The sequence below is a fragment of the Paenibacillus sp. AGC31 genome, assembly GCF_057334655.1.
The window spans coordinates 244367-262007 of record NZ_JBHFJH010000001.1 but is presented as its reverse complement, the minus strand read 5'-3'; the positions used below and the strand labels follow the sequence as shown (position 1 = coordinate 262007).

General features: G+C 46.8%; 15 protein-coding genes. 12 read left to right on the top strand and 3 right to left on the bottom strand.

What is annotated here, in order from left to right:
- Positions 1-22 precede the first annotated feature (22 nt).
- The 6 genes from ACE04G_RS01060 (at position 23) to ACE04G_RS01035 (ending at position 4015) form a co-directional block, all read left to right on the top strand.
- Positions 23-703 carry a hypothetical protein gene (locus tag ACE04G_RS01060; protein ID WP_221824491.1) on the top strand — a complete coding sequence of 227 codons (681 nt, stop codon included), beginning with the start codon at positions 23-25 and terminating at the stop codon, positions 701-703.
- Between the two features lie 28 nt (positions 704-731).
- Positions 732-1376 carry an SMI1/KNR4 family protein gene (locus tag ACE04G_RS01055; protein ID WP_221824489.1) on the top strand — a complete coding sequence of 215 codons (645 nt, stop codon included), beginning with the start codon at positions 732-734 and terminating at the stop codon, positions 1374-1376.
- Positions 1377-1390: 14 nt separating this feature from the next.
- Positions 1391-1717: a hypothetical protein gene (locus tag ACE04G_RS01050; protein ID WP_221824487.1), complete on the top strand. Its 327-nt coding sequence runs from the start codon at positions 1391-1393 to the stop codon at positions 1715-1717.
- A gap of 36 nt (positions 1718-1753) precedes the next feature.
- Positions 1754-2155 carry a hypothetical protein gene (locus ACE04G_RS01045; RefSeq protein ID WP_221824485.1) on the top strand — a complete coding sequence of 134 codons (402 nt, stop codon included), beginning with the start codon at positions 1754-1756 and terminating at the stop codon, positions 2153-2155.
- Between the two features lie 179 nt (positions 2156-2334).
- Positions 2335-2883: a sigma-70 family RNA polymerase sigma factor gene (locus ACE04G_RS01040; protein ID WP_256720093.1), complete on the top strand. Its 549-nt coding sequence runs from the start codon at positions 2335-2337 to the stop codon at positions 2881-2883.
- Positions 2873-4015 carry a DUF4179 domain-containing protein gene (locus tag ACE04G_RS01035; RefSeq protein ID WP_449003466.1) on the top strand — a complete coding sequence of 381 codons (1143 nt, stop codon included), beginning with the start codon at positions 2873-2875 and terminating at the stop codon, positions 4013-4015. The genes ACE04G_RS01040 and ACE04G_RS01035 overlap by 11 nt, the downstream gene beginning before the upstream one ends.
- 122 nt (positions 4016-4137) lie before the next feature.
- Here the strand turns inward: ACE04G_RS01035 and ACE04G_RS01030 are convergent, their stop codons facing one another.
- Positions 4138-6123 carry a beta-galactosidase gene (locus ACE04G_RS01030; protein WP_449003467.1) on the bottom strand — a complete coding sequence of 662 codons (1986 nt, stop codon included), beginning with the start codon at positions 6121-6123 and terminating at the stop codon, positions 4138-4140.
- Between the two features lie 114 nt (positions 6124-6237).
- Between ACE04G_RS01030 and ACE04G_RS01025 the strand changes: the two genes are divergently transcribed.
- The 5 genes from ACE04G_RS01025 (at position 6238) to ACE04G_RS01005 (ending at position 12300) form a co-directional block, all read left to right on the top strand.
- Complete coding sequence (locus ACE04G_RS01025; protein WP_449003468.1) at positions 6238-7080, top strand: AraC family transcriptional regulator; 843 nt, start codon at positions 6238-6240, stop codon at positions 7078-7080.
- 286 nt (positions 7081-7366) lie between these two features.
- On the top strand, positions 7367-8410 hold the full coding sequence (locus ACE04G_RS01020) for a pectate lyase family protein (protein WP_036617386.1): 1044 nt from the start codon (positions 7367-7369) through the stop codon (positions 8408-8410).
- Between the two features lie 301 nt (positions 8411-8711).
- Positions 8712-10190 carry a methyl-accepting chemotaxis protein gene (locus tag ACE04G_RS01015; RefSeq protein WP_336765110.1) on the top strand — a complete coding sequence of 493 codons (1479 nt, stop codon included), beginning with the start codon at positions 8712-8714 and terminating at the stop codon, positions 10188-10190.
- A gap of 138 nt (positions 10191-10328) precedes the next feature.
- Complete coding sequence (locus tag ACE04G_RS01010) at positions 10329-11018, top strand: DUF4274 domain-containing protein (protein ID WP_221824475.1); 690 nt, start codon at positions 10329-10331, stop codon at positions 11016-11018.
- A 58-nt stretch (positions 11019-11076) separates the two neighbouring features.
- Complete coding sequence (locus ACE04G_RS01005; RefSeq protein WP_336765112.1) at positions 11077-12300, top strand: GNAT family N-acetyltransferase; 1224 nt, start codon at positions 11077-11079, stop codon at positions 12298-12300.
- Between the two features lie 118 nt (positions 12301-12418).
- Here the strand turns inward: ACE04G_RS01005 and ACE04G_RS01000 are convergent, their stop codons facing one another.
- Entirely contained in the window at positions 12419-12784 is a 366-nt protein-coding gene (locus tag ACE04G_RS01000; protein WP_076328197.1) for a VOC family protein, read from the bottom strand.
- A gap of 164 nt (positions 12785-12948) precedes the next feature.
- A complete protein-coding gene (locus tag ACE04G_RS00995; RefSeq protein WP_449003471.1) occupies positions 12949-14601 on the bottom strand; it encodes an alkaline phosphatase in 1653 nt (550 codons plus the stop codon).
- Between the two features lie 723 nt (positions 14602-15324).
- Between ACE04G_RS00995 and ACE04G_RS00990 the strand changes: the two genes are divergently transcribed.
- On the top strand, positions 15325-17568 hold the full coding sequence (locus ACE04G_RS00990) for a carboxylesterase/lipase family protein (RefSeq protein WP_449003472.1): 2244 nt from the start codon (positions 15325-15327) through the stop codon (positions 17566-17568).
- Positions 17569-17641: the final 73 nt, after the last annotated feature.

Genomic DNA, 17641 nt, shown 5'->3' with positions numbered 1-17641 from the left:
TATACGAACAGGAGGGATTCATATGCAGGATTGGAACGAGATAATGATGATGAATGCAGATGCCCTGCGTAAACGGATGAGAATACTCGCTGCTTTGGATATCATCTTTTCGGAGGAAGAATGGTTACGCGTTCATCATTATGAAGCTGAACTTCAGCCAGGTGTGGCATGGGGAAGCATCAATAACGGCGCAGGTGATCATCTGCATGTATTGTTTACGAACTCAGGCACGCTGATCAAAGGATTTGATCATGAGTCACCCTTGAGCCCACATGCTCGTGAGGACGGAGAAATCTATCCGGGCATGTATGATGAAGTACCAGAGGCCTTGATGGCTGTACTGCGAGATCATGAGGAAACGTTGGATCTGGAGGATGTGACCTTTTGCCTATGGCAGGAAGGGAACGACTTGCCATGGAAGGTTGGTAACTGGATTCAGCTGGCGATGGCCGAGGAAGACAAAGTGGACGCTAGAGGTGGCGCAGAATTTTTGCTGGGATATGTGGAGAAGAACCCGGAAGATTACGCTGATTGGTCCAAAGGGTACTATGACTTGCCGGATCTGCCGTTGGAAGCCGTAGCTGAAGTATATGAAGGAAAACCGGTGACCGCCAGACTGATTAAGCAGTTGTGTACTGAGAGAGATGTAGCAGCAGCACTGGATGAGTTACAGCAACGCGGGTACGCCGTGGAACAAACGTAATGGAGTAGCAAAGGAGGAGAGGTAGATTATGTACACTGTACAACTGGAACGTATGCGTGAAAAGTTGATCACTCTCCGAAGTCTGGACCCGGATCTGGAGCTGTTTGGCGCAGAAAACCATGAATATGAAATGGCGTCTGTGTGGACCCAGAAGGATATTACGCAATTTGAACAGAAATGGCGAATTGAGTTGCCGGAGGACTATAAGGTATGGCTTCTTCATATGGGAACGGGTGGAGGGCCTTATTATGGTTTAGAAAACCCGAATGACGGTGTATACGCTGTGCTGGGTTATGACGATGAGCTGAACGCGGTCTCGGACCCTTTCCAATTCACGGAAGCATGGAACTGGAACTATGACTGGTTCGATGACAGCAAGGAAGAAGAGGAATGGGAAGCGCTGGAACACGAATATTTTGATCCAAAATGGTCGGCAGGCATGCTGCGCATCAGTGATTTTGGTTGTGGCATATCGATGAATCTAATTGTTAAGGGAGCCTCTTACGGAGAGATATGGGTTGATGACCGGGCTAACCGCAATGGAATCTATCCTGATCAATATTGGGGCAATACGAATCGATTACATTTTCTGGACTGGTATGAGTTGTGGTTGGATCGTTCAATCCATCAAATGCATGAACAAAAGCAATCATCTGGAGCAAAAGAAGTCTGAGGGAGGTTGTACATATGGGCTGGGAATATGGAATTAGCACAACAGAACCTGCAATTTTACCTGAAGTTGTGAAGCGTTTGGCAAGTTCATTAACGTTTACCAACATGTACAGCTTAGAACACCAAGCCAACAGCTTTGTATTGAAACGTGAAGATCCTTCCTGGCCTAGAGCCCTTGAAGTGTGGATAGAAGAGGCTTCCGGATTAGAAGAGATTGTGGATGGGGATTCGTATATCTACTGTTTGTTTCATATCTGGGGTGAAGAGGCGCGGGGCTGGATGCATCAGATGGAGCGAGAAACCAGCCAGGTTGATGGTGGTTTAATCTGGTTTGAACTCTGATCGGTAAGAGATTTGCCTGAAACAGGAGGAGCATATATGACTAACAAATCAAAGAGAACAATTCCTGCGCTCATGTATCAGTATCAAGGTCCACAGCGGAATGTGGGTTTTGTTTTATCCCCTTTATACATAGAAGAATCGGTTGAAGTAGAGATGGAAGACATGCTGTTCATATATAATGAAGACTTTGACTATATTCGACCCGCATTGGATCGCTCATTTCCCTTAACTGACCCACGAACTGGAGAAAAGATGAAGGCTCTTGATCCCTGCTGGGAGAATCCGATTACGAAGGATGTGTGGGTGGGGATTTTATCAGAGCTGGATCAACAGGTGGTTGCAGAGCCTGAATTACGGAATTTTTTGAATCAGTTCATAGCTTGGGTGAGAAACCATCTGCAATTGGCCGACGGGATCGAAGTCACCGGCAACCTGTAAGTTAGTTGATCTTGGATTGTTCATGCTTGTGAGTAATTCAGTATATCGGCGGCCGATTGTTATGTAATCAAGCTCCCTCATGATGATGGCGGAGCTTTTTTTGATGAACAAATATTAAAAACCGTTTGCTTCACTCACCCGTCTTATACCACAGAAAGAGAGAGAAGGAGGGATGCGGGGTGGAAACAAAAGCAGAGATGAACCAGAGGATCTATGTACAGACCGAAGACGAGACGGAATTTGTGCAATCCATTATGGAACATCAAGATACGCTCATTTCCATTGCCTACAGTTATCTGCGTAACCAGCAAGATGCGCTGGAAGCTGTGCAGGAGATGACGTGCCGTGCTTGGATCAAACGTCGTACGCTGAACAATGAGAAGGCGTTCAAATCTTGGATCATTCGAATTCTGATCTATGTCTGCATCGATGAACAGAGGCGCCGCAAGCGGGCGACACCTCTGGCGAAGGAGGATATGGAGGACAGCATTCCGGCATCTTGGATGATTAGCGTTGATGATAATCGAATCGCTATGGAATCTCTTTTGCAAAAGGTGAAACCGAAATATCGCCATGTATTATTGCTAAAATATTATAACGACATGACACTGACGGATATTGCCTCCATCCTCGGCAAACCGGAAGGAACGATCAAGACCTGGCAGCACAAGGGACTCCAACAGTTGCGCAAGTTGATGAAGAACAGGAGGGATTGGCATGACCACTAACCCGGAGGAGAAAGCACTTCTTGCAGATGCATATCAGGTAAAAAGAGAGAAACAGCAATGGAATCCGGCGGATACGACTGTTGCGATTCAACGTGGTCTCGCGAAGGGCAGAACAAAACGATCAGGTAGGACCGTTCATATCAAATGGATTACGGCAGTGCTGGTCACGGCCCTGGCCGCGGGTTGGTTTCTCTTAGGTCCGCTTGGGAGTTATGGTCAAGAGCAGGCAACATATACTGAGCCTGTAACCCATTGGGGAGTGCTAGAGCCCTTTCGTGGCCTGCTAACTTCGGATATGGACCGTGCTACGATTACTTCAACGCTCAATCATGGTTATGTGCAACTTGTGGATCGGACGGTTACATCGGGCATATATCAGTTTACCGTGAATGCGGTTATGGCAGATGAGAACAGGATAACCGTATTGTATACCGCCAAGACGGATGCTTCGCAAGAGATTTATTCGATAGTCAATACCAAGATGACGGATGCAAGAACAGGTTATGTCCTTGATAACGGAAATATAGGAGGTATACATTTTTCGAAGGATAAGCATACCATTTATGGCCGGAATACAATTGAGCGTAATCGAAATAAACCGCTGCCTGAGCAAGTGAATCTTCAGTTCCAGCTTTCTTCCGTTGTTCCAGATGTGGTGGAATATTCAGAAAACGGGGAAAAGGAACGGAAATATAAATATTCCAAAAAAATGAATCTTTCTTTTGCGCTGGATCCTAAGTTTTCTATCCCCAAAACGGAAGTCATTAACGTTAATCGGACTTTTACTCTTGGAGGCTATGAGGTCTTATTGTCGGAGGTGGAGATGTCTCCGCTAGTAACTCGGGTCAAATTTGTCCATGCACCTGATCAAGAGATGGATTACAAAACGAAGTTGTCGCTCAACGAGATCGTTTGGCCTATCGAGATCATTTCGATCTCCAGGAATGGGAAGCAGACCAAGTTATCCATGGTAGGCGGGAGCGGAACGGAGGACGGAATGATGTATTCTTTCAGCAGCAATCTGCTGGACAATCCGGAGTCAATGATATTAATAATTCGTGGCAAACCAGATAAGGTCTATGATGATTTACAAGAAGCCAAGCAAGATGAACTGAAAATCAAAATCAAATAAGAAAACTAACTGGCAATACTCTTATTCAGATTAGGTGGACGTTAGTGAAATAAGAGAAGGGATGTCCCTCAAGGTCGTAAGCCTTGTGAGACATCCCTTCTTAAATATGAAAACGGCGGATCTTATACAGTTAAAATATCTACTCCCAGAGCTGGAAGAGTCAAATTTTGATCCAACCTCTCGCTGGTCAACAAGCTCTGATACGGAACGTCCAGCGTAATCTCTCGTTGCTCATTCGTCAAATTGATCAGGAAGAGAAATTTTTGCTCCCCCTTTGTTCGAATCGACAGCTCGACACCTTCCGGCAGCTGGAATTTGGGCGCCAAATCCTTTTCCTTCAGAATGCCTTCAAACAACTGATAGAAATACGATGGCTCCGGCCAAGTGCCGACATAATACACTTCACCTTCACCAAACTTATTGACAGTAACCGCTGGTATACCTTCGTAAAAGTCGTTATCATACCAGGCGATCGGCTCTGCCCCTCGCAGTTCCAGTAGATCACACCATTGCTTCGCAGCGAATGTCTTGCCTTCCGCGTTCCGTATCCGATGCTCACTGTTGCCGATTGCATCATATTCACTTACGACAACACCCGCCGCTTGGGCCAGTAGCCCAGGCAGAGGAAGCATCTCACACACATTTCTCATGTTCTTCACACCAGTCCGATTGGTGAGGACAACCGTTCCACCCTTGGCTGCGAATCGCTCCAGTCGTTGTGCTACTTCTTCACTTAACAGGAAGAGGGAAGGGACAACGACCAGCTTGTACCCGTCGAGCTCCTCGGTCCAATTGATAACGTCTGTACCTACGCCCATTTTCAGAAATGCATTATGCATGGAGGACAAGTTGTCTATATAGTGTATTCCTCCTTCCGCCTGCGGCTGAAGGGAAAGCGCTGTATGCTGATCATGCGAATGCAGAATCGCAACCTGGGTAACAATGGTCGAGTCGGCAAGCAACTCTCCTAACTGGTTCACCTCGCGAGTAAGCTCGGCAAACTCCCTGAACCTGCGTCCAGGAACATTGCTGTGGTCGATCAGCCCATGCCAGAATTGTTCGGCTCCGACAGTTGCACTCCGCCAGCGGAAATGGACGACCATATCTGCACCGCGGGCGATTGTCTGCCAGGAGCGAGCACGGATCAAGCCAGGATAGGGGGTGCGCTGAATCGGCATCCAGGCTCCCTGTGCTCCGCTGAGCTGTTCCATTACCCAGAAATTCCGGCGTTTGATGCCGCGAACCAAGTCCAGCGTAAGCGCGCCGTTCCTCGGAAACCGATCGCCATAATCGCGATACAGCTCATTCGGATAATAATCAACAGAGACGAAGTCCAATTCGTTGTGCATATCATAATAGTCCAGGCTATTCGGATATTGCCACATGTTATGCGTCACGAATTGGCCTGGACAGTTACGGCGTAAAATCTCAAGCTGCCATCCCAGCAGATAACCTACGCTGTCGGAACAAAACCGCTTGTATTCCAGAAGATAGGAAGGATTCATCGGTTTGCTGGGTCCGAGCGGTGTTGTTACCTCAGCCCAGCTACTGTACTCACCACTCCAGACGACTGTACCCCACTCCCGGTTCAAATCCTCCAGATTGGAATAACGCTTTTGCAGCCAAGCGACAAATGCACGATTACATGTATCACAATGGCACTCCTGGTAGTGCATCTCGTTATCGATTTGCCAGCCAATGACGGCTGGATGCTTACCATAGCGCTGTGATATCGCTCCCACAAATTTGGAACCCAGCATTCTCAAGGAAGGGCTGTTGTTGCAGCGATGTCCACGCACACCTGGCCGAATAATGTGGAGTTGTTCATCCATGGGCAGCACATCCGGATAACGGGTTGTCATCCAGTTTGGCGGGGTATTGGTGGGGGTGCATAACACAATTTCCATACCACGCGAAGCGAATACTTCTATAGCCGCATCCAGCCATTCAAATTGATAATTACCCTCAGTCGGTTCCATTCGGCTCCAGGCGAACTCCGCCATTCGCACAACTGCAACCCCTGTCTCTTGCATAAGTATGGCATCTTTCTCCCATAACTCCGGGGTCCATTGTTCTGGATAATAATCAATTCCGATCTTAATTGTCATCCTGTGATCTCCTTTATTTATCAATATATTGCGATTATATGGTATATTAATTCGAGTGAATATCTTAAATAATTAATATGATATAACAATATTAAGATCAGGAGAGTTAGTCGTATGCCTCATCCCAATCGTAATTTCCCGGTGTTATCTACCCGAGACAAGCTGCTCCCTTTTTATTTACTTGGCATCGGCCTGCATCATGAACAGGAGCATATCCGCCGAGATCAAGGCATTCAGGATTATCAGTGGATACAATGCCGCAGCGGTGTGGGCAAGCTCAAGCTAAGTGAAACGGAACATATCGTCAAGCCAGGTATGGGCATGCTGTTGTTCCCTGGACAGAAGCACGAATACTATGCGCTATCCGACAGTTGGGAAGTCGACTGGATCATTTTTGATGGCAACGGGTCAGCAAGCTTGTTTGAAACCGTTGGCATTGTTGACACATGCGTATACACGCTTGCACAGCCTGAATACCTTCTATCCCGAATGCGGGAGCTGCTGCAAGCTGCCTTAACACCACAAGAGCAGACATTAAGCAATTACGCTTGCTCCGCCATTCTCTACACCTTATTGACAGAGATTATTCAACGCGTATCTGTCGAGGGAAGTGATACGGTCGGGCAGCAGTATGAGCGATTAAAACCGGTTCTGGACTATATTGAACAGCATTATGCTGAAGAGATTACTTTGCCAATGCTGGCTGGATTGATTTGTGTCACACCAGAATATTTCTGTCATTTGTTTAAGAAGACGACAGGTATTCGTCCCATCAGTTATGTTAATCAGGTAAGAGTCAACAAGAGCAAGGAACTGCTGCTCGATAATGTGCAACGCGGGATGGAGGATATTGCTCGTCAAGTCGGCTTCGAATCGACCAGCTATTATGGAGCCATCTTCAAGAAGCTGGAACGAATCACACCCGGTACCTTCCGCCGCAGCTATCAGAAGTCGTAACATATTATTATCCCCAAGTTAATGGTTTTCGTCAGAGGCTTTAGGAACTGACCCGAGGGCGGATCAGTTCCGAGTTGTATCACATAGTACTCGTGAATAGAGCCGCTAATTAGCGGCTCTATTTTGTATGAAAGAATGGCCTGGTTTTGTTTTTCACTATATCTGATCTGCTGTTGCGAAAAAGATAATATTGTTGTCTTTTTGCAATTATTGTATTGTCACAGCCAAAGTTACACGATATAATCGAGTTGTCTTAGAGGATAATATTATAAAGGATGGTGAAATTTTGAAGAAATTTTCGATGCTTTTACTCGCTGTAACTCTATTGTTGCTAACTGTCTCCACAGCCCCGTCTACATATGGTGCGGCCAGTTATCCAAACACAGGTACGAACGGGTTGACTGGTTTTGCAGGCAGTGCCAAGAATGAAAATGGTGTATCCAAGTCAGCCACGACAGGTGGCAAGAACGGTCAGGTGGTTTACGTTAGTAATCTCAATGACTTGAGAACACATATGGCGGGCTCTACAGCCAAGATTGTAGTCGTTGAACAGAATATTTCTTCCTCTACGCTGCAAAAGGTTGAATTCGGAGCGAACAAGACACTTGTAGGTTCCTTTGGCAAACATACATTAACGAATATTCATTTCAGATCCACAAGCAGTTCAAGCAATGTGATTTTTCAAAATCTGACTTTTGAACACGCTTCCAATATTAATGCCAATGATGATATCCAGATGTATATCACTTCAGGCTCCAATTACTGGATTGATCATGTGACGTTTGCTGGTCATAGCTACAGCTCTGGCGGTAGTGATCTGGACAAACTTCTGTATATTGGCGATCGCGCGGACTATATTACGATTAGCAATTCCAAATTTGCGAACCATAAGTATGGCGTCATCCTCGGTCATCCGAATGATGGGAACAGCAGTTACAATGGTGTGCCTCATGTGACGATGTCCAACAATTACTTCGAAAATTTGTATGTGCGTGGTCCTGGACTTTTAAGATATGGTTACTTCCATCTCAAAAACAACTATGCAAACAACTTTAATCAGGCCATCACAATTGGTGAAAAAGCACGGATTTATTCCGAAAACAACTACTTTGGTGCTGGTGCTGAAAAGGGTGGCATCCTGGATGACAAAGGAAAAGGTGAGTTTACGGATACGGGAAGTACACCAGCGCTTAATAGTCCGACTTCTCCTAAAACGAACTGGAGACCAAGCTCCAATTACAGTTATCAGGTAGAGAGTGCCAGCTACGCGCGTGAGTTCGTCACCAAGTATGCAGGCTCCTCCAATACGACACTTGTATTCGGAAAGTAAGATTTGCTGCACATCCATTCACGACCAAAAGGCCTGTCTTGTGCGCCATAACGTATAAGACAGGCCTTTTTTGTTTGTAAAATGATATGCTTACATATCATTTTACAGTTCATATAAATTTTTAATTAACAATACCGATATACATAAAGTAGCGCTGATTTCATACTTGTGAAGTTAATATGTACTATGTTAAGGCGCTGCGTTTTTGCGATTTGTGCATAAGCAGGACCAAAGACTAGTAGATGTAGTACAGAAAGGCCCTACAGTTCACATTTAACCTACATAAAAGGACGGGGTATGCATGGATCGTATGGACGAAATTATTTGGAAAAGGAACAAATTAATCGGTATCATTTTGTGGATTATTATTGCCATTGGTATGGGTCTGGCCTTTATGATGCCGAAGTTACTTGTGTCCAATGGAGTAGCTCTGATCTTTGTTGTATGGATTACATACGCTAATGTGAAAAAGAAACATATTCATCTCATTCCATGGCTGATTACCGTATTACTAACAATATGTGGAGTCTATGTCGGTTGGGGAACGGTCAATTTTGCGTTAAGTTTGGTGATAACCGCAGTTCTACTGTTATTTCCTAACAAGAAATTTTTTGTGGTTGGATTTTCGGTATTACTAGTTAACAGTGTTCTTCAGTTATTTGTTATGAATACCGTTGACTCTGCTGAGCTAATGGGTAATATCGTCAATGTGGGATTATTTGCTCTCACAGGAGCCGTCTTGATGCTGGTCTCACAATTGAATCAAAGGCTCTTCCATGAAAGTGAAGTACGCCAGAATGAGGTGGAGCACTCTAAACAAAGAGTGGAAACCATGCTGGAACGTGTGAAGGAATCGGTCGAAGGTTTATCACGTTATACGGATCAATTGAAGCAAAAAGTGAATGCGACTGGCTCCATTACCAATGAGGTGACGCTTGGGTTCAGTGAGGTTGCAAAAGGTGTTGAGTTCCAGGCGACCAGTGTGGCCGAGATTTCGGAATCCTTGTCTGTGTCGGATCAGCATATCAAGGACGTTGCTTCGTATTCCCAGCAGATGAAAAAGTTGTCCGCAAGTATGGCAACAAGCACGCAAACTGGAAGTACACAGATGGACCAGCTAAACATCCAAATGCAAGATCTATATGAAACGATCAATACAACTGCAAATGACATGCGAAAGTTCAACGAGGAAAGTGAATCCATGACGCTTATGTTGAACAGCATAGTGGATATTGCGAGTCAGACAAACCTGCTTGCACTCAATGCAGCCATTGAAGCCGCTCGTGCGGGTGAGCATGGACGCGGGTTTGCTGTTGTATCAGAGGAAGTTCGCAAGTTGGCAGAGAACTCGGGTCAGTCCGCAAGTGATATCGGAACCATCCTGTCTCGATTAAAAGGGCAGACGCAGGCACTGACGGATCGATTCGAACGCATTCGTCAATCGTTACAACAAGGAAGAGATAGCGTCCATACGGCAGAGGAAGTATTCCGTACGATCAACAGCAACTCTCAGCATGTGTTGAATCAAGCGACAGATATCGAGACTAGTTCGGCGACCATGAAGGAATCTTCCACCAGAGTTGTGAATGAAGTTTCCGAGATTTCGAGTGTAACGGAGCAATCCAGTGCAGCGACAGAAGAGATTCTGGCGAGCATGGAAGAACAACGTAACCTGACACAGAAGATGGTAGAGAGCTTTGGAGAATTGGAGCAACTGATTGTGAACCTGAATGAGTTAGTCTCGGATCATCAGGCTTCTTCCGTTGGGAATAAACTTTAATAATAAATAGTTGAGGGCCTGTCGGTGCGTATTTTGCGTACTGGACGGGCTTTTTTCATCTGGAGTACAGCTTGATGCCGACATTTTTTTCCTATACAGTGTTGTGTAGAGTGTGAAGAGGATGGAGGAGAACGAACCGTGAATTGGTTGGAGATTAGCAAATCCAAAGATGTGGAACAAGTCAGAGCAGCCGTCGGTGTATTGGATATCAACGAACAGGATGATCGTGGACGTACACCGCTGATGCTCTTTTTGACAAATCGTATGCCAACTGAAGCAATCCGGTGTCTTCTGGAATCCGGCCCGGACCTGGAAGTGGAGGACAAGCTTGGGGATACCGCGCTGAAAAAAGCTGTGAAGTTTAAGCAAATTGAAGCTATTCAGCTATTGATTGAACATGGAGTCAAACTGGACGCTCTCCTTGGAATTCAGGCCAGTGCCTGGAACGCCGCGAGACGTAATCCGGACATAGCGGATATGTTACTGGACACCAAAGGTGCAGTCAGACTCAAGCTAACTCAGGCGGAGCAAAGTATTGTAGATGAAATTCTGTACGAGGAGTCTTCAGACAAGGCAGCTGCCCAAATCCGTGCACTGGATTCAGCTGTACTCCTGCATGCCATCGTGAATGGATACAACTGGGACGATAGTCCTGAACCGATGATTGCAGCGTGTGAACATCCCGAATGTGCAGAGATTACGCGGCTGGATATGGCAGAACTGCTGGATGCGGACTACTGGATGGAGATGGATGAAGATGAGGTCAACGAGAGAGAAGACGGACCCAAGTTTCGTCAGCTTGCAGAGCAATTACTCTGGAGAGGGTAGCACTGGAACGTGAATGAGTAGTTCAAGAGAAGATGGTACCTCATGGGGGAGTAAAAGGTTGAAGAATAATGGAATGAAAGACAGATCGGCCTACGATGACCGTACATATGAGATTAGGAATCATAACCGCGCTGAACGCGTGCTTCTTTATGATCAACATTTGTTCAAAGACATGGACTGGCCCAATTCGGAGGATGGCAGATATGCCAGGGCTTATCTGGAACCTATGATGCAGCAAGGATCACGAAGCTTTATGTCCAACGTGGAAACGACATTGTTGCTCGCCCGGATCGATGATCTCGTTATTCCGCTGACGGTGAATGATACAGAGTATGATAATGCTTACGTTTGTTCGCCATATACGCATTATGTGAGTTACGCCAAGCAGGAATTGACCATGTTGCAGAAGCCTGTGTTGGAAAAAGGTCTTTCTGTGCTGCTCGGTCTAATAGGTTGGGGAATGAAGCAATCGCAGATCAACAAAGTTGTGCATGTGAACAACTGGTTGTTGTCCACCAATCTGTATCCAGCCATGTCCGGTGAACAGGCGGAATGTCTGCTTGCATCGGTACAAGAGCGATACCCTGAGCATGTCATTGTATTTCGCTCCTTGTGTCCGGGACTTCATCCCGATCTGACGGCGAGGCTAACGGAAGCGGGGTGTAGACTGATTCCGAGCCGACAAATCTACCTGTACCAAGCACATGATCCTAATTTTGGCAACTCGAAGTCGCGCTGGCTGTTGAAGCGGGATTACGAATTATTGGGCAAGCATGGATACGAATTCGTCTACGAAGCAGATATGACAGATGCAGATATTCCGCGAATCGTGGAGCTATACAAGCTGTTATACCTTGAAAAATACTCCTATCACAATCCCCAGTTTACGGAACGGTTCATTGCTGCTGCGATGGCATCTGGAACACTCAGACTGTATGGACTGCGGAAGGAAGGACGACTGGATGCGGTCATGGGTTATTTCTGCCGAAATGGAATCATGACAACGCCGCTCTTCGGTTACGATACAGCGGTGCCCCAGTCCGTCGGACTATACCGCATGTTATCGGCATGCCTGATCGGACAGGCTCGCGAGAACGGCCATCTGTTACATGAGAGCGCCGGGGCTGCGCAGTTCAAACGCAATCGTGGTGCTGTGGCGGATTTTGAGTATTCGGCTGTGTATGAGCGCCACCTTCCATGGGGCAGACGCTGGTGCTGGCTGCTGCTTGATCGGTTGTTGAATCGCATAGGTGTGCCGCTCATGCGCCGCATGAAGCTGTAGACAGACACAAAAACGTGCATACGCTGCCCGATGCAGGTGTGAGCTTGCATCTGGTTTGACTGCACACATGCACAACCAACTGGTCATCGAATACGCACACTTGTGCGCAGTCGTTTAATTAGACATGCTCTGCGAGTTGCACCTCGAAGCCATCTGGATCTGTAATGTAAATAAACCGCAGATGCGGATTGGGCTGAATGGGGCCGCGCACAATCGGAATATTCAGTTCTGCCAGTCGTTCCATGGCTTCATCCAGCGAGTTCACCTCATAACCGATCGACACGCCGGCCTCTGGTTTAAGAATGGATTCACTGCCCTCAATCAGTTCCAGCTTGGCTTCATTCTCCATGCCCAGCATGGCAATCTGCCGTCCACGGCTTTCGAATCTGCGCTGAATTGGAAGTCCGAGCATATCGTGGTAGAACCCGAGTGAAGCTTCCAAATTACTGACCCTCAGCGTGATCCAGTTTAATTTGATCAACATGGGTGAATCTCTCCTTTTTCTTGCATGATATGTATTTTTGTTACGTTCATTATACGATAGGCGCTAGCAGGAACCTACTGCTTATCAGAAAACAATAAAATAGCTGCCGAAATATTCGGCAGCCAAATGTTGTAATCTCCTGTAGTCCCAGTAGTTCTAACGAATTATTGAATCAGATCAACGGCTGTCTGGGGTACAAATGCCTCTACACCGTTATAAACAATGACACCTTCCAAAGTTGTCTTTTTGCCGTTTACCAGTGCAATATTTTTGTAGATTTGCAGTTCTAGTTGGGTGTTACCTTTTGTTACGAGGATCTTCGGATTTTTGGCGTCCGTCAGATCCAGTTTGTACGTCGCGCCTTTGGCTGTAAATGCCTGTTTGGCAGGTACAAACAATTGTTTGCTCACGCTGTCGAGATCCAGATCCAGTACACGAGCCATATATTTGGCGACATCCGTGTTATCAATCACACCGAATGGACGGTCATTGTTCGGAGCATACGTGTACAGCACAACATCTCCACCTGTATGACCACCGGTTGTCCAGCCAATCCCTGCACGTTTGCTGATCATTGGACCGATTGCATAGTTAAGACTGCCCGGCTCGGCCGCTTTAATGGTGGCAATCTCCTCGGAAGTCAGGTCCGTAATGCCATAGTACTGTTTCATCACTGCTTTGATGTTTGTGCGCTTGGCATTCAGCTTCGCTTCAACGCCCTCGCCTGTCAGCTTGGCCTTTTTCAAAGGTCCGATAAATGTGGACAATGGCTCTTTGTCATAAGTGCCGGAAGTTGCGTTGTTACCAATGGTGAGTCCACCATTACCGTGGTCCGTAACAGCCACAACGGCCGTCTCTCCATCGGCTTTGGCAAAATCCATGGCTACTTTTACGGCATCGTCAAAAGCCAGCACGTCACTGATAATACCAATCGGATCATTGGCATGAGCTGCCCAGTCCACTTTGCTGCCTTCGACCATCAGGAAAAAGCCGTCTTTGTCTTTGGACAGTACTTCAATGGCTTTGGATGTCATCTCGGCAAGGCTTGGCTGCTTCGCAGGATCACGGTCCATATTATAAGCCATGCCTGCGGGTGCAAACATACCCCACAGCTTGTTCGAATCGGATGTTTTCATTGCAGCTGGTGTAGTGACGTAATCGTAACCCAGTGCCTTGATGGATGAAATCAGATTCTCGCCGTCTTTACGTCCGGCTGGCTCAAGATATTTGCTACCTCCACCCAACACAACATCCATGCCATTGTAGACTTGTTGTTTGCTGAGTGCATCATAGTTTTTACGGTCCGGATAGTGAGAGGAGAAGTCCGCTGGTGTGGCGTGCATAATCTCGGATGTAGCGATAATGCCAGTTGCTTTACCCGCCAGTTTGGATGCTTCCAGTACGGAAGCGACCGGTTTTCTTTCGTCTCCAGGCGTAATAGCCTTCTGTCCAGGCATGGTAGCCTTGTCCGGCAATACACCAACAAATCCGGTATGAGATTTATAACCTGTTGCAAAAGCTGTTCCGGCAGGGGCCGAGTCCGCAATCGGCGCATCTGCAGAGTGTGTGCGAACCATACCGCTTGCCATGGAGTCCAGCGTCAGGGAAGAGCCTTTGTACCAACGAGCCAGGGCAGTCGCATCGTTAGCCATGCCGTCAGGAATCAGAATAATGACATTTTTAATCGGTGATGCAGATGTCGTTGAGGTGGTGTCTTCCACAGCCCACGCTGCACTGCTACCTCCGAGTGTAGCCGTAACAATTGTTGTCACCGCGAGCATCATTTTGGCTGCACGGACATTAAACCGGTTTAACATGAATGCATCCTCCTAGAATATATGTATAGTTTGGTATCCCTAACCAAGTGTATACAACAATTGCTAAACTAACGTATGAAATGGGTTAACTATATGTAAAATTTACGATTAGTGAAGGATGCTGGAATTCAGGTGAACTGGACAACGTGAGGAGTCGACGATTTAAGAGACAGTATTTTAGATCATCATGTTGTAAGTTGAGTTTAAACACGCATGAGAAAGCAGTTTTTTATGTTGCCCTGTCAGAAGTCCTGTGAAGACGATTAGAAATAAGATGTTGCGAACGCTTACATTATGTGCTAACATCACCATAACAACAGGATTGTAACCGTGTTTAGGGCAATACCTGTGTCAGTTCATTCGTTGGTTCTTTGTTCATCAAACGATTGATTGCGTTTACATTTTCATATGGAATGAACCTCATTCCTCAGGGTTGTTACTGATTGCAGGCAAAACCTGAATTGAGGGCAGTAGACCACGCTAAAGCGATGTCTGTTTGCCTTCGGTTCAGGTTTTTTTATATAAAAAAATGCCTGATGGCATGACCGCAAGCGCCGTAGCAGATATTTCGAGCAGAAAGGAGCGCAGCAGATTTAATTTTTCATAAATAGAGATATAGACTCATCCAGACATTGGAATACTGATTCTTAGATACGCATCCAAATGGACATTCCGATGAACTTATCCCATCACACACTATTCGACAGCGAGGAGATTTATGACATGAAAACCATTAAACGTTCGATTGCAGTGGCAACAATTCTGGGGTTATGTGTAACCGCTCTACCAGCTTATGCAGCAGGCAATACAGGACCTTCTTCTTCAGCAGCGATGGACAAGCTGATCCAGTCCGAGCTTATTCGCGGCAGCGGTCAAGGTGTTAATGCAGCTTATCTGAACAAAAAGGCTACACGCATTCAGGCCGCAATACTTTACTTGCGTTTGTCCGGATTGGAGAAAGAAGCACTCGCTTATCAGGGATCGGAAACGTATGACGATGCGGCTAAGGCAGGCAAAGTATTACAACCGGTCGTTGGTTACTTGAAGCAGCATCCGTATGTGTCTGAGATCGTAACAGGAACGGAGAAGTTTGAACCTAATGCACCGCTTACAGCGGAAGGGTATGCCGAAATGCTGCTGAAGGTGCTTGGATATGAAGCGGGTTCGGATTATGAGCAGGGAGCGGCTTCTACTTATGCGGCTGGGAAAGGAATCAAGGCGCTACAAGGGAAGGGCGAGAGTCAACTTACCAATCGCCTGATGGCAGAGGCAACCGCACAGGCTTTGCAGATACAGCTCAAGAATGGCAGTGGAACTTTGGAGCAGAACTGGTTGAAACATAAAGAAGCTGGAGCGTTCCAACCTCAAACGGTGCAACAGACCAAGTATGGCGCGATTGATGGCAAAACCTATGAGCAATATGACACGCTCGGTTGGCTCGGTGTTCCTTACGCGAAACCGCCAGTAGGTGAACTGCGCTGGAAAGCCCCGCAAGAACCGGAATCATGGACAGGAACCAGATCGGCTAAGGAATTTGCAGCGAACAGCTTGCAGATCTCCGGCAAGACGACAGCGGGAAGCGAGGATTCGCTGTATCTCAATATTTGGCGTCCCGACACAACCAGTTCGAAACTTCCGGTTATGGTGTTCCTGCACGGCGGCGGGAATATGACCGGATCAGGCAAAGATTTTCAAGGTGAACAGCTTGCACGGAGTACCAACAGCATTATCATCTCAGTGAATTACCGTTTGGGAGCCCTTGGATTCTTCGAAAATGCAGCGCTGAAAACAGGGAATGCCCTGGATGACTCAGGTAACTATGGTCTGCTTGACGCATTCCGTGCATTGGAGTGGGTGCAGGATAATATCGAAGGTTTTGGCGGAGATACAGGTAATGTTACATTAGCCGGACAATCTGCTGGTGCACGTGATGTGCTGGCAACCCTGATCTCTCCGCTTAGCAAAGGACTGTATCAAAAAGCAGTTGCTTTCAGCGGAGGATTGACGACAGCATCACCGGAAGAAGGCGAGCAAAAGTCCGAGGATGTGCTTGTGAAGCTACTCGTGCAAGAGGGGAAAGCGGCTGACGCAGAAGAAGCAAAAGCATGGATTGGCAAGCAATCTCAGGCACAGCTGGAGAGTTACCTGCGTGCACTGCCTGCGGACAAGTTGGTCACAGCGTTTGGTGCAACGGCAATCCGTATGGACCCATTCCCGCATCTGTTCCGTGATGGCACAGTGATTCCAAAAGAAGGATTTGACGCCATCAATAATGGCAAATATACGAAAGTTCCTGTATTGCTCGGCAGCCTGGAAACGGAGTTCTCCGGTTTTGCCTTTGGTGATCCAAACTTCTCTCCATCCATCACGGATGAGACTCTGTTTACTGATAAAACCAAGGCGGAACAATATGCTGCTGCGTTGAAATACGGTAGTGAAGCTTATGCAGGCTTTAATGCAGAGCGTGTAGCGGAGCAATTGACAAATGAAGCAGGTCAGCCACCGGTATATGCGTATCGTTTTGCATGGGGCACACAACCTGGGGTCATCTCTAAGCGTTTGCTCACGTTACTGGGTGCACCACATGGTGCGGATATGGACTTCTATACAGGACACGCAGACGGAATTGCTGCCTATTTCCCTGATGGGTACTTTAGCGATACAAACAAACCAGGACGTGATCAGTTGTCCGCCGCGATGGCAGCATATCTGAAGCAGTTCCTGTACACAGGCAATCCAGGTACGGGTGGATCACCTGATCTGGCGGCATGGACACCTTGGACGAAAGATGCTCAAGCCCCAATCATGCGTCTGGATGCAAGCAATACAACGGCAGAGATTGGCATGTCCACACAATATAATCAAGGCAAAGACGCCGTTATGGCAAAGATGAAAAAAGAATTGCCTGAAGAAACGTACAAACTGTTGACGGAAAAAGTGTTCGCAGGTCGTTTCTTCTGGGAATAAGGATTACCGGATAGGAAGGTATATATAGATAAATTGAAAGCCAAGGGAGCATGCTCTCTTGGCTTTTTGTACT